The organism is Bradyrhizobium sp. UFLA05-108 (assembly GCF_059803455.1).
Genome location: NZ_JBANAZ010000011.1, coordinates 43,312 through 57,121 on the forward strand (window position 1 = coordinate 43,312; position 13,810 = coordinate 57,121).

Annotated in this window: 7 protein-coding genes; 5 read left to right on the plus strand and 2 right to left on the minus strand. The window is 64.4% G+C overall.

All coding sequences use genetic code 11. The features are described 5' to 3' along the window. Positions 1–67 precede the first annotated feature (67 nt). A complete protein-coding gene (locus tag SO140_RS10800; RefSeq protein ID WP_449377538.1) occupies positions 68–1,864 on the plus strand; it encodes an adenylate/guanylate cyclase domain-containing protein in 1,797 nt (598 codons plus the stop codon). Between the two features lie 182 nt (positions 1,865–2,046). Further along, positions 2,047–4,812 carry a di-heme-cytochrome C peroxidase gene (locus tag SO140_RS10805; RefSeq protein WP_449377539.1) on the plus strand — a complete coding sequence of 922 codons (2,766 nt, stop codon included), beginning with the start codon at positions 2,047–2,049 and terminating at the stop codon, positions 4,810–4,812. 95 nt (positions 4,813–4,907) lie between these two features. On the opposite strand, the gene SO140_RS10810 is transcribed toward SO140_RS10805, so the two are convergent. Continuing rightward, entirely contained in the window at positions 4,908–5,855 is a 948-nt protein-coding gene (locus SO140_RS10810; protein ID WP_449377540.1) for an alpha/beta fold hydrolase, read from the minus strand. Positions 5,856–6,062: 207 nt separating this feature from the next. On the opposite strand from SO140_RS10810, the gene SO140_RS10815 reads away from it, so the two are divergent. Both SO140_RS10815 and SO140_RS10820 read left to right on the plus strand, forming a co-directional pair. Continuing rightward, on the plus strand, positions 6,063–6,527 hold the full coding sequence (locus SO140_RS10815; protein ID WP_449377541.1) for an Hsp20 family protein: 465 nt from the start codon (positions 6,063–6,065) through the stop codon (positions 6,525–6,527). A gap of 164 nt (positions 6,528–6,691) precedes the next feature. Next, complete coding sequence (locus SO140_RS10820) at positions 6,692–7,462, plus strand: alpha/beta fold hydrolase (RefSeq protein ID WP_449377542.1); 771 nt, start codon at positions 6,692–6,694, stop codon at positions 7,460–7,462. Positions 7,463–7,722: 260 nt separating this feature from the next. Here SO140_RS10820 and SO140_RS10825 read toward each other — a convergent pair whose 3' ends face one another. Continuing rightward, positions 7,723–8,487, minus strand: coding sequence for a hypothetical protein (locus tag SO140_RS10825; RefSeq protein ID WP_449377543.1), 765 nt, complete (start codon positions 8,485–8,487; stop codon positions 7,723–7,725). A gap of 492 nt (positions 8,488–8,979) precedes the next feature. Here SO140_RS10825 and gltB point away from each other — a divergent pair, with 492 nt between their 5' ends. Next, complete coding sequence (gene gltB, locus SO140_RS10830; RefSeq protein ID WP_449377544.1) at positions 8,980–13,707, plus strand: glutamate synthase large subunit; 4,728 nt, start codon at positions 8,980–8,982, stop codon at positions 13,705–13,707. The last annotated feature ends 103 nt before the right edge of the window (positions 13,708–13,810 follow it).

The window sequence follows — 13,810 nt, forward strand, 5'->3', positions numbered from 1 at the left end:
ATGCACGGATTCGCGGAAGACGGCCACGCCGGTGGCTGGTGCCCGATCCCTTGGAGCCCGCGACGATATGGAAAGACGCCTGGCCGCCATCGTCTGCGCCGACGTCGCTGGCTATTCGCGCATGATGGGCACCGACGAGGCCGGCACCCATGCCGCCTTCAAGGCCCACCGCAGCGCGATCCATCCCATCATCCTCAATCATGGCGGCCGCGTCGTGAAGAACACCGGCGACGGCTTCCTGCTCGAATTCCCCAGCATCGTCGGCGCCACTGAGGCCGCGATCGCGATGCAGATGCTGATGGCGGAGCGCAACGACCACCTGCCCGCCGACCGCGCCATGCAGTTCCGGCTCGGGATCCACATGGGCGACGTGATCGCAGACGAGGACGAGGTGTTTGGCGACGACGTCAACATCGCCGTCCGCCTCGAATCCGTGGCAAGCCCAGGGGGCTTCGCGATCTCGGCCAAGGCCTATGGCGAAGCAGGCCGGCACCTCAACGTGCCACTGGCCAATGCCGGCACGCACCGCTTCAAGAACATCAAGGAGCCGGTCGGCGTCTTCACCTGGACGCCGGACGGGACGTCCGCGCAGGCGATGCAGACCAAAGAGGTCTCCGCACTGCCGCAGCAATATCGCACCGCGATCGTGGGCGTGCTGCCCTTTGCCAATTTGAGCGACGCCGGCGACGAATATTTCTCCGACGGCCTCACCGAGGATCTGATCCACGCGCTTGCCCTGCAATCCTTCTATCGCGTCCTCAGCCGCAATTCGACCTTCGCGTTCAAAGGCAAGAACATCTCGACGCGCCTGATCGCGCGGGAGATCGACGCGACCTACTTGATTCAGGGTTCGGTGCGGCGCGGCGGCAGCAAGATCCGCGTCACGGCCGAGCTGATCGCGCCGGAGACCGGCGAGCAGCTCTGGACCGGCCGCTACGACCGCGACATCGGCGACCTCTTCGCCATGCAGGACGAGATCACGACCAGCCTGTCGGCTGCGATCGCGACCGAGATCTTCCGCGCGGAAGCCTCCGCCCCGGCGCGCCAGACCAACGACGTGACCGCCTGGGACCGCTTCCTGAAGGGGCTGTCACATTACTACCGGCAGACCAAGGAGGACTTCGACACGGCCATCGCGCTGTTCAAGGAGGCGATCTCGCTCGATCCCAAGCTGTCGATCGCGCACGCCTATCTCGCGACGATCCAGCTCCAGAGCATCCAGTTCGGCTGGGTCAAGGGCTCGCGCGAGATGTGGGTCGCGGCGATGTATCTGGCTGAGACCAGCGTCCGGCTCGACCCGCGCTCCTCCTTCGCATTCTCGATCCTGTCCTGGGTCCATGCACAGGACGGGCATTATGAGGCTGCGATGGACGCTGCCAAGCGCGCGGTCACGCTCAATCCCTACGACATGGGTGCACGCGGCGTGCTCGGCATCTGCCACTTCGTCATCGGCGAGCATCGCCAGGCGATCGAGCTGTTCTCGATGGCGGCGCAGCGCGGCAACAGCGATCCGCGCTATCAATGGGCGGCGCTGAACGCATTCAGCCATTACATGCTGGGCCAATATGACGCGACGTTGTCGTGGGCCCGGGAGCAGCTCTACATCAATCCGAACCACATGCAGGCGCTCGCGATCCGAGCCGCGGCACTGGCGCAGCTCGGACGGACCGAGGAAGCCACTGAGGCTGCCGAGGTGCTGATGAGCAACTACCCGAGCCTGACAGTCGAACGGCATCTGAGGAATTTTCACTGGAAGCAGGCTCCGGACCTCGCCCATTACCGCGAAGGGCTCCTGAAAGCGGGCGTCCCGCTCGTCAAGCTCAGCCTCGTCCAGAGCGACGTCAAACGCGCCGCAGATTCCTGAAGGGCAGGCCACCCTCCCTCTGCAGTTCTTCGACCTCCCGCCTGCTCTTGTTGACACGACAGTGAATTCAGACACACTTCGTCACACGCTGAAGTAGTATAGCGTGCTGTCGGTTTGTTAGGACTTTGCGCGCTCTATCGGCGCGTTGCTTTTCACGATTCGTTGTTTTCAGGATTTGGGCCATGGATGACTCCGCTTCGAAGCCCCCCTTCGACCCCTCGATCCAGGTCTCGCCGAACAATCCCTGTCCGTTCCTGCGCGGCCTCGTCGGCGAAGGCTTCGTCGACGGCGGGACTGTGCCGCTCATCCCGCTGTCGCAGACCGTTGCGAATGCGAGCGGCGAAACGGGGCTGAAGAAGGTCTCGGCCCGCATCCAGGTCCGCGGGGTGGCACTCATGGCCAACGGCTTCCGCCACATCCTGAAGAGCATCTGGTCGGGCGCGCAGCTCGACGCGCTGCGTGGTAGCCCGCTGGACAAGCTCGGCGCCGGCTCGCGCATCCTCAGCGTCGACGGCAAGGTCAACGAGGATGAGATCACACGGCTTGAGAGCTTCGGCCGTACCTACACCGATCCCGACGGCGGCAATACCGAGCGAGGTCTCAACGCGTCGGAAATCAAAACCTTCATGCGCGACAACCTCAAGCGCGCCGGCAGCGCCGCACGCTGGTACTACCCCCTGTTGATGAAGTTCGAATGGCCCATCCTCCTGAAGATCATGGGTAAGGGCAAGGGCGAGGACCGCTATCTCAGCGTGGACGACGTGCGCACGCTGTTCAACGAGCGCAAATTTCCGAACCGGATCAACCAGCGCATCCTGACGCAGCCGCTGCTGTCGGCCTGCCAGCTCAGGTTTCGCTGGGCGTTCGCGCTCGGAGCGCTCATCGCTGCGCTCGGCCTCGCCGGCTTCGTCGCGGTCGCCGAATTCCCCAACCAGGTCCGCGCCATGCTGCCGCAGAAGGGAGTACTCGCGCAGCTTCTGCCGCCGCCCTTGCCCACGCTCCCGGAGACGACGGCAGCCTATTGGCTCGAGCAAAACTGGTCGCTGAAGGACCGGCACTGGTTCCACCACGCCAGCCAGGGCACCGCGACGTTTCCGGTGCCTTATACCTGGTTCATGGCACTCGAGCAGCCGCGACTCCATCTGTTCTCGCGGCCGGGCATGATGAAGGACAGCGCCTATCTCGAGCGCTTCGGCTTCATCCCCAGTCCGCAGTCGATCCAGACCGACGTGACAACGCTGCGCCGCTTCGGTTACGCCAATGTGTATGAGACGACGCAGGTGGCGGACTGGTCGACCAGATGGACGCCGGCGGAGAACGTCGACGGCCTGCCGGTCGGCTTTGCACGGATGACCGGTGTCGTCGATCCTGCGACGGGCCGTCGCGAAGAGGACAAGATCGGGCTGACCTGCGCGGCCTGCCATACAGGCCAGATCCACTACAAAGGCGTGGACGTGCGCTTCGATGGCGGCCCGGCCATGACCGATTTGAAGAAGCTCGAGCTCTCCACCGGCCTGTCGATCGCCTACACCCTGTACGTCCCGTTCCGCTTCCAGCGCTTTGCCGATCGCGTGCTCGGGCCCGAAGCCAGCAAGGCGGAGCGCGACGCGCTCAAGCAGAAGCTCAGCGCAATCGGCAAGTTTCTGATCGATTGGCAGAACAAGTACAACGACACGATCGAGCACAAGCTGACCTGGGACAAGAAGAAGCAGCAGGACACCGAGGAAGGGTTCGGCCGTCTCGACGCGCTCAATCGCATCGGCAACCAGGTTTTCTCGCAGGATCTCGCGTTGAGCGGGGTCAGCGGCTTCGAGAAGAATCTGCACGCCCAGGACGCGCCCGTCAGCTATCCCGCGATCTGGACCGTACCGTGGTTCAAATTCGCCCAATACGACGCCTCGATCGAGCAGCCGCTGATCCGCAATGCCGGCGAAGCCCTCGGCGTGACGGCGCTGCTCAATCTATCCGATGCCTATCCGGAGGACACGCTTTGGCGGTCCTCGGCTCACATCAAGACCCTCGGCTGGATCGAGGACCTGCTCAGGGGCCCCGATCCATTCAAGCCATCCGATCCCTCTGGCGGCCCGAGATTCGGAGGCCTTCTGGCACCGAAATGGCCCTCGCAGATTCTCGGCGATGCATGGCGGCTCGATCAGAAGAAGATCGACAATGGCCGCAAGATCTACGCCGAGATGTGCTCCGGATGCCACCTGCCAGCCGCCGACACCCCGGCCTTCTGGTCCTCGGGGCATTGGGAGGCAAGCGGCGACAGCAAGGTGCTGAACGCGGTGACGATTCCCCTCGACGAAATCAAGACGGATCCCGAACAGTCCCTCGTGCTCACCAACAGGATTGTCGATGTGCCCGGCTTCCTGAAGGTCAATACGGCCGACCTCAAGACGTGGTGGCAATGCGACATCCCGACCGCGAGCTCGCCGACCGAGATGGTGTATGCGCTCGGCCTCATGACGGTGGTCGACCTCGTCGCCCGCAAGTGGATGGACGACGACAAGACCCCGGAAGCCGAGCGGGCGAAATTGTGGAATCTCGCGCGCAAGAATTGTCTCAATCCGGCGCCCGGGCCACGCTATCGCGCGCGGCCGCTCAACGGCATCTGGGCGACGGCGCCTTATCTGCATAACGGTTCGGTGCCTTCGCTGTATTGGCTGCTGAAGCCGCAAGGCGAGCGCCCGACGAAGTTCTGCATGGGCCGCCGCGACTATGATCCCGTGACCGTCGGTTTTGCGGTCACCGCCGACGAGCGCTGCGAGACGGGCGAAACGCAATTCTCGGCGGGGTCGGAGAAGGATCCTATCCAGGGCAACAGCGTGCTCGGCCATTCCTTCGAGCTCAAGGAAGGCGAACCGAAGCGCCCCGGCGTGATCGGCCGTATATTCAAGAACGACGAAGAGCGCTTCGATTTGATCGAATATCTGAAGACGCTGTAGTTCGCTCTCTCACAGGCGTTCCGCCCTTACCTTGAGGAGCCCGCCGGAAGGGGCGTCTCGAGGGATGACACAATAATGTCAGAAGTGCCCGCTGGTCACCCAAACAACGGCGTGCCGGGCACAAAGGCATCAAAAGCTGCCCAGAACTGGGCGCGGTAGCGGTCCTGCTCCTGGAGGATCTCGTGCTTGGCGCCGGCGATCACGAGGTGTGAGCCGGCACGCAAGTGATACGCGAACTCCTCGATTGCAGCGGTCGAGACGATGGTGTCGTTGGAGGCCGCCAGCATCAGGATCGGCTGGCGGATTTCGGACGGATAGGACATGCCCTTGAAGGTGTGCATGGCGCGGAACGCGGTGTCGGCCCACGCGACCGTCGGCGAGGCGAGGCCGAGCGTCGGATCCTCCTCGAGGATGGCGACATTGCGCGCATAGCGCACGGGATCGCTGGTCAGCGGATTGTTGATGAAGGGATCCATGCCGGTGAGACGATCGCTTCCGCCGGGAACGTAGCGGCCACCCTGGCCCAACAGCCGCGACGTCATGAGCAGCGCGCGCGCCGGAAATGACGTGGAGCGGCCCGGCAAATCGATCATCGGCGCCGACAGCACCATGCGATCGAACCAGCGTTTGCCGGCATGCGCGATCCGCAACATCACCGCGCCGCCCATGGAATGGGCGAGCGCGAAGAAAGGCGGCGGGCAATCCGGCAGCACGACCTGCTGCACGAACGTCTCGACGTCGATCTCGTAGTCGGAAAAAGCGCGCACGTGGCCCTTGCGCGGATCGCGCAGCCGGCGCGCGGAATGACCCTGCCCGCGCCAATCGATCATCGCCACCGCAAAGCCGCGGTCCCGCAGGTCGCGCACCGTCTCAAAGTATTTCTCGATGGATTCGCTGCGGCCCGTGAAGACGCAGACCGTGCCCTTGCGGCCTGCCGGCGGCGCCCAGCGCGCAAAGCGCAGCTCGGCACCGTCGGGCGTCTTGAGGGTGCCGCTGACGACGTTTTCGGGAACGGGATTGGCGGGAATCGAGACCAGCGTCATGGACAGGAAATGCTGAAATTCAAGGGACGGCAGCGCCGAAAAGGCGTTGCTATCGCCCTCTTGAACGCTGTTTCATCCCACCCATATCATTTTCGTGCAGGCCGCTACCAGTGCTTCGGGAACCCGAGCATCAGGCTGCACACAGACTAAAGCCCGGCCCGATTGGCGGGCGGGTTACCAGATCAGTCGCTCAATGGAGGACTAACCATGCGTACCTACGACCTTACTCCCTTTTACCGTTCCACCGTCGGTTTCGACCGTCTCTTCAACCTGCTCGACCAGACGACCTCGGACGGCAGCCCCGGCTATCCCCCCTACAACATCGAGCGCACCGGCGAGAACGCCTACCGCATCACCGTTGCGGTCTCCGGCTTCTCCAAGGACGAACTTTCCATCGTCGCGAAGGAAAACACGCTGACGATCAAGGGCGAGAAAGTCGCCAATGAGAACAGCAAGTCCGAAGTGCTCTATCGCGGCATTGCCGCACGCGCCTTCGAGCGCGCATTCCAGCTTGCCGATTTCGTGCAGGTGAAGAACGCCTCGCTCGAGAACGGCCTGCTCCATGTCGACCTCGTGCGCGAAATCCCCGAGGCCAAGAAGCCGCGCCAGATCGCCATCAACACCAATGCGCAGGCCACGCAGGTGATCGAGGGCGAGAAGGCCGCCGCCTGAGGCGTTCATCACATTCGACTTTCAAGTTGCGAAAACGCCCCGGTGCCCCGGGGCGTTTTTGTTTGTCTTTTCTGCACTGCATCACAGAGCGGTGAAGAGACGTAACGAGGCTGCAGCGCGATCCGTCCTTCCCGGCATCGGACCAAGACAGACGGAGAATGGACATGAAAGTCTGGCGCACCCTGTTCGTCGCAGCGAGCCTGCTGGCCGCGCCCATCACCCTTGCCCACGCGCAATCGACGGCCCCGGTGAAGGCGAAGAATGTCGTGCTGGTGCATGGCGCCTGGGCTGATGGTTCGAGCTGGTCCGAGGTCATCCCGATCCTGCAGGCGGCAGGATTGCATGTCACGGCCGTGCAAAACCCGCTTACGTCGCTCTCCGAATCCGTCGAGGCCACCAAGCGCGCGCTGGCCGAACAGGACGGCCCGACCGTGCTGGTTGCGCATTCCTGGGGCGGCACCGTCATCAGCCAGGTCGGCACCGATCCGAAGGTTACCGGTCTCGTCTACATCGCCGCGCGAGCGCCAGATGCGAACGAGGATTTCGTGGCGCTGTCAAAGCAATTCCCGACCGGCCCGGTGCGCGCCGGCATCGTCGAGCGCGACGGCTTCACGAAGCTCTCAGAGGACGCATTCTTGAAGTATTTCGCCAACGGCGTCGCGCCGGAGAAGGCCAAGGAGCTCTACGCCGTGCAGTGGCCGACCGCGGCCTCGATCTTCGCCGGCCGCACGACGGAGGCGGCCTGGCATGCGAAGCCGAGCTGGTATGCGGTGTCGAACAACGACGACACCATCAATCCCGACCTCGAGCGCTTCCTCGCCAAGCGGATGAACGCAACGACGGTCGAACTCGATGCGGGCCACTTGTCACTGGTGTCGCATCCGAAGGACGTGGCGAAGCTGATCCTGCAGGCGGCAGGCTATGGACCGAGTTGAGGCTGCCTGACTTCAACGCGAAAAATGCTCCGGACAACCGGAGCGTTTTTGTTTCGCACCGCCTCTCCTGCAGTCGTCGTGGCGAACGCCAACCCCCCGCGCGAGCGCTTGCGCTCGTCGCGGTTTCCCCAGGGGGAGTTCGGCGAATACTCGTCGTCCGGCGCGCGCAATCGATAGACCTCGCGGTATGGGTTCTGGCTTTCGCCAGGACGACACCGTTGGTGGGATGCGCGCCGTCGCTACCAACGCGCCTCACGCCGTTATTCGAGCCCCTGCGCGGCCGGCATGCCCTGCGTCGGCAGGATGGTCGGGGCGGGCTTGGTCTGGCCGACGGTCGGCGCGCTTGCTTGCGGCGCGGCCTCGCTGGGCTTGGCCTGCGCGGCTGCAGCCTGCTGCGAGGCTTCGGCCCGAGCCTGCTGTGGCGCGGCCTCGGATGCTGCCGGCCTGGCGGCGGCCACGGGCGCCTCGCCGCGCGACGGGGCCGACTTTGGAATCGGGACGGTGCGGCTTGCGACATGCGGGATCGGAGCCGGCGGCCTCGGCGCGGCGCTGCGGATCACGGTCGGCGGCGGCAGAGCGCCATGTGGGCCGTAAGGGATTACCGCACCTTCCTCATAGGCCGGCCCCATGCCGAAGCCAGGACCGAAGGCCGGCACGAAGCGCAAAATCCGCCCGTCACGGGCGTCGATCACGAGCCGGCCGTCGTCGCCGCGGCGGTCGACCACCGCGATGGTGTAGACGACCCCACGCAGACGCGGGATGCCGAGCGGCGAAAAGCCGTTTTCGCGCAGCACGGCATAGACCTCGGTTGCGGGCAGCAGCGCAGGCGCAGGCGCGCGCTCATACTCGTAGCCGTATCCATAGGGACGCGGCGGCGGTGCCTCCGGCGGACCATAGGGGCCGTCGAAATCCGAGACCGCCGTGGTGGGCCCGCGCAGCCCTCCATTCGCCAGCCCCTGCGCGTCGGCAGCAGATACCGCCAGCACACATGCGGCGGCAGCCACCCATCCTGTGAACAACTTCATGGTCGATACGCTCCTGTCGGGCCCCCCGGACGGCATGCGCTCTTTCGGCTGTAGGCCATGGCGCGCCTTTCGAAGGGCTGATCCGAAGCTTCCCCCGGGATTCCGACCGACTCAGGGCCGGATCGCGGCGCGTTTGCCTCAAATCCGGGGCGGACCCGATGCGGGAAAGCGCGTGATTGACACCTTGGGAATCGGGACTTTTGCGTGCTTGTGTGCTAGACAAAATTTTGGCAAGGTGATGGTTAGGACAGGAAACCTGTCTCAATTTTCTTGTAATCCCGGCACAGGGATTGCAACGAAAAACGGCGCTCTCGAGCGCCAGGAAGCTGCAGGCTAAAGCCGTTCTCGGGGACGTGGAACGCCCAGGCCTGAATTTAAGAAAATGCGGCTCGCAACGGACGAGCGGTGGCCCAAAGAGCGGGTGCCGCGGAACGCCCAAGGTGCGCCGAAGATGGCGGTGAGGCAGCTTGCCGCATGGAGAGGACAGGAACAATGAACGGGTCGCAATTCGAGCGCGCAAACATCGTGGCAGAAGAACTGTCGGCGACGGTCGCCTCGAAAACCGCCGATCGCGAGCACACGTTCCGCCCGCCCGCCGAAGGTCTGTACGATCTCGGCATGGAAAAGGATTCCTGCGGCGTCGGCTTTATCGCCAACATCAAGGGCAAGAAGTCGCACGAGATCGTTTCGGACGCGCTCAACATCCTCTGCAACCTCGAACATCGCGGCGCGGTCGGCGCCGACCCGCGCGCCGGTGACGGCGCCGGCATCCTGGTGCAGATCCCGCACGCCTTCTTCGCACGCAAGACCAAGGAGCTCGGCTTCTCGCTGCCCAAGCCCGGCGAGTACGCCATCGGCGCCCTGTTCATGCCGCGCGACACCGCCTGGCGCAACGTCATCAAGAGCATCATCGCCGATCAGATCAAGGCCGAAGGCCTCAAGCTGCTCGGCTGGCGCGACGTGCCGACCGACAACTCCTCACTCGGCGTCACCGTGAAGCCGACCGAGCCGAACCACATGCAGGTGTTCATCGGCCGCAACGGCGCCGCCAAGACCGACGAGGAGTTCGAGCGGAAGCTCTACATCCTGCGCAAGTCGATCTCGCAGGCGATCTACCAGCGCCGTGAGCGGGGACTAGCAGGCTATTACCCCTGCTCGATGTCCTGCCGCACCGTGATCTACAAGGGCATGTTCCTCGCCGACCAGCTCGGCAAGTACTATCCCGACCTGCACGAGAAGGACTTCGAGAGCGCGCTCGCGCTCGTGCATCAGCGCTTCTCGACCAACACCTTCCCGACCTGGTCGCTGGCGCATCCCTACCGGATGATCGCGCATAACGGCGAGATCAACACGCTGCGCGGCAACGTCAACTGGATGGCGGCGCGTCAGGCGTCCGTGAGTTCCGAGCTCTACGGCAAGGACATCAGCCGACTCTGGCCGATCTCCTATGAAGGGCAGAGCGACACCGCCTGCTTCGACAACGCGCTCGAATTCCTGGTGCAGGGCGGCTACTCGCTGCCGCACGCGGTCATGATGATGATTCCGGAGGCATGGGCCGGCAATCCCCTGATGGATGAGAAGCGCCGCGCGTTCTACGAATATCACGCCGCCCTGATGGAGCCGTGGGACGGTCCGGCCGCGATCGCCTTCACCGACGGCCGCCAGATCGGCGCCACGCTCGACCGCAACGGCCTGCGGCCCGCGCGCTATCTCGTGACCAAGGACGACCGCATCGTGATGGCGTCCGAAATGGGCGTGCTCAAGATTCCGGAGGACCAGATCGTCACCAAGTGGCGCCTCCAGCCGGGCAAGATGCTGCTCGTCGACCTCGAGCAGGGCCGCCTCATTCCCGACGACGAGATCAAGGCCGAGCTTGCCAAGAGCCATCCCTACAAGGAGTGGCTCGACCGCACACAGATCGTGCTGGAGGAACTGCCGAAGGCACCGACCACCGGCGTGCGCTCGAACCTGTCGCTGCTCGATCGGCAGCAGGCGTTCGGCTACAGCCAGGAAGACATCAGCATCCTGATGACGCCGATGGCCTCGACCGGCGAGGAAGCCACGGGCTCGATGGGCAACGATACGCCGGTCTCGGCGTTGTCGGCCAAGCCCAAGCCGCTGTTCACCTACTTCAAGCAGAATTTTGCGCAGGTCACCAACCCGCCGATCGACCCGATTCGCGAGGAGCTGGTGATGAGCCTGGTCTCGATCATCGGACCGCGGCCGAACCTGTTCGACCTGCAAGGCCTCGCCACCACCAAGCGCCTCGAAGTGCGCCAACCGATCCTGACCGATGCGGATCTCGAAAAGATCCGCTCCATCGCCGATCTCGGCGATTCCCACTTCAGGTCGCGCACGCTCGACACCACCTTCCACGCCGGCCTCGGCGCGGCCGGCATGGACCAGGTGCTCGACGAACTCTGCGCGCGTGCGGAAGCCGCGGTGCGCGAAGGCGTCAACATCATCATCCTGTCCGACCGCATGGTCGGCACCGATCGCGTACCGATCCCCTCGCTGCTGGCCTGCGCCGCCGTGCATCATCATCTGATCCGCACCGGTCTGCGTACCTCGGTGGGCCTCGTCGTCGAGTCGGGCGAGCCGCGCGAAGTGCATCACTTCGCCTGCCTTGCCGGCTACGGCGCGGAAGCGATCAATCCCTACCTCGCGTTCGAGACGATCATCGCGATGAAGGAGCGCCTCCCCGGCTCGCTCGACGACTACGAGATCGTCAAGCGCTACATCAAGTCGATCGGCAAGGGCCTTCTCAAGGTGATGTCCAAGATGGGCATCTCGACCTACCAGTCCTATTGCGGCGCGCAGATCTTCGATGCGGTCGGCCTCAAGGCGGACTTCGTGTCCAAGTTCTTCGCCGGCACCCACACGCGCATCGAGGGCGTGGGTCTCGCCGAGATCGCCGAAGAGGCCGTGCGCCGTCACGCCGACGCGTTCGGTGAAGCACTGGTCTACAAGACGGCGCTCGATGTCGGCGGCGAATATGCCTATCGCACCCGCGGCGAGGACCATGCGTGGACGGCCGAGTCGGTGTCGCTGCTCCAGCACGCCGCTCGCGGCAATTCGCAGGAGCGCTATCGCGCCTTCGCGAAGATCCTCAACGAGCAGTCCGAGCGTCTGTTGACGCTGCGCGGCCTGTTCCGGATCAAGAGCGCGGAGGAAGAGAAGCGCAAGCCCGTGCCGCTCGACCAGGTCGAGCCGGCCAAGGACATCGTCAGGCGTTTCGCCACCGGTGCAATGTCGTTCGGCTCGATCTCACGTGAGGCGCACACGACGCTCGCGATCGCCATGAACCGGATCGGCGGCAAGTCGAACACCGGCGAAGGCGGCGAGGAAGCCGACCGCTTCAAGCCGCTGCCGAACGGCGACAGCATGCGCTCGGCGATCAAGCAGGTCGCCTCGGGGCGTTTCGGCGTGACGACGGAATATCTCGTCAACTCCGACATGATGCAGATCAAGATGGCGCAGGGCGCCAAGCCCGGCGAAGGCGGACAGTTGCCCGGCCACAAGGTCGACGCGACGATCGCCAAGGTCCGGCATTCGACGCCGGGCGTCGGCCTGATCTCGCCGCCGCCGCACCATGACATCTACTCGATCGAGGATTTGGCGCAGCTCATCTACGACCTCAAGAACGTCAATCCGACGGGCGACGTCTCGGTCAAGCTCGTCTCCGAAATCGGCGTCGGCACGGTGGCCGCCGGCGTTGCCAAGGCGCGCGCCGACCATGTCACCATCGCCGGCTTCGAGGGCGGCACTGGTGCATCGCCGCTGACCTCGATCAAGCACGCCGGCTCGCCCTGGGAGATCGGCCTCGCTGAAACCCATCAGACGCTGGTGCGCGAACGGCTGCGCAGCCGCATCGCGGTCCAGGTCGACGGCGGCTTCCGCACCGGGCGCGACGTCGTGATCGGTGCACTGCTCGGGGCCGACGAGTTCGGTTTTGCGACTGCACCGCTGATCGCGGCTGGCTGCATCATGATGCGCAAATGCCATCTCAACACCTGCCCGGTCGGCGTCGCCACGCAGGACCCCGTCCTGCGCAAGCGCTTCACCGGCCAGCCCGAGCACGTGATCAACTACTTCTTCTTCGTCGCCGAAGAGGTTCGCGAGATCATGGCGAACCTCGGCTTCCGCAGCTTCAACGAGATGGTCGGCCAGACCCAGATGCTCGACCAGACCCGTCTGGTCGCGCACTGGAAGGCCAAGGGCCTCGATTTCTCGAAGCTGTTCGTCAAGCAGAAGGAAGAGAAGGGCCAGAAGATCTATCACTCGGAGCGCCAGAACCATCATCTGGAGGCCGTCCTCGACCGCAAGCTGATCGAGAACGCGACGCCAGCTCTCGACCGCGGCGCGCCGGTGAAGATCGAGGCCGAGATCAACAACACCGATCGTTCCGCCGGCGCGATGCTGTCGGGCGCGGTGGCCAAGATCTACGGCCACGCGGGGCTGCCGCATGACACGATCCATGTCAGCCTCAAGGGCACCGCCGGCCAGGCCTTTGGCGCGTGGCTCGCCCACGGCGTCACCTTCGAGCTCGAGGGTGAAGGCAACGACTACGTCGGCAAGGGCCTGTCGGGCGGCAAGATCATCGTCAAGCCGCCGCGCAACGGCGGCATCGTGCCGGAAGAGAGCATCATCGTCGGCAACACCGTGATGTACGGCGCGATCGAGGGCGAGTGCTACTTCCGCGGTATCGCCGGCGAACGTTTTGCGGTGCGCAATTCCGGTGCTGTGGCGGTCGTCGAAGGCGCGGGCGATCATTGCTGCGAATACATGACCGGCGGCATCGTGGTCGTGCTCGGCAAGACTGGGCGCAACTTTGCGGCCGGCATGTCCGGCGGCATCGCCTATGTACTCGACGAGGCTGGCGACTTCGACAAGCTCTGCAACCTCAGCATGGTCGAGCTCGAGCCGGTGCTGTCGGAAGAGCTGATCAACGCCGGCACCTACAACCACTCCGGTGATCTCGAGGCGCATGGCCGGGTCGACGTGTTCAAGAACCTGCTCGATTCCGACGTCGAGCGCTTGCACGTCCTGATCTCGCGCCATGAAAAGGCGACCGGCTCCAGGCGCGCGATCGAGATCCTCGCGAATTGGAAGGAATGGCTGCCCAAATTCCGCAAGGTGATGCCGGTCGAGTACCGGCGCGCACTGCGCGAAATGCAGGCCAACGCGGACGCCGAGCCGAAAATCGCGATCGGGGCGTAAGTATCAACGCTCGTCATTGCGAGCGAAGCGAAGCAATCCAGATCTCTCCTCGGGAAACAGCCTGGATTGCTTCGTCGCTTCGCTCCTCGCAATGACGATGAGG

Bases quoted from the DNA above. Each gene is read 5' to 3' on its own strand.
- SO140_RS10800 (WP_449377538.1), top strand. From the start codon at position 68: ATGGAAAGACGCCTGGCCGCCATCGTCTGCGCCGACGTCGCTGGCTAT.
- SO140_RS10805 (WP_449377539.1), top strand. From the start codon at position 2,047: ATGGATGACTCCGCTTCGAAGCCCCCCTTCGACCCCTCGATCCAGGTC.
- SO140_RS10810 (WP_449377540.1), bottom strand. From the start codon at position 5,855: ATGACGCTGGTCTCGATTCCCGCCAATCCCGTTCCCGAAAACGTCGTC.
- SO140_RS10815 (WP_449377541.1), top strand. From the start codon at position 6,063: ATGCGTACCTACGACCTTACTCCCTTTTACCGTTCCACCGTCGGTTTC.
- SO140_RS10820 (WP_449377542.1), top strand. From the start codon at position 6,692: ATGAAAGTCTGGCGCACCCTGTTCGTCGCAGCGAGCCTGCTGGCCGCG.
- SO140_RS10825 (WP_449377543.1), bottom strand. From the start codon at position 8,487: ATGAAGTTGTTCACAGGATGGGTGGCTGCCGCCGCATGTGTGCTGGCG.
- gltB (WP_449377544.1), top strand. From the start codon at position 8,980: ATGAACGGGTCGCAATTCGAGCGCGCAAACATCGTGGCAGAAGAACTG.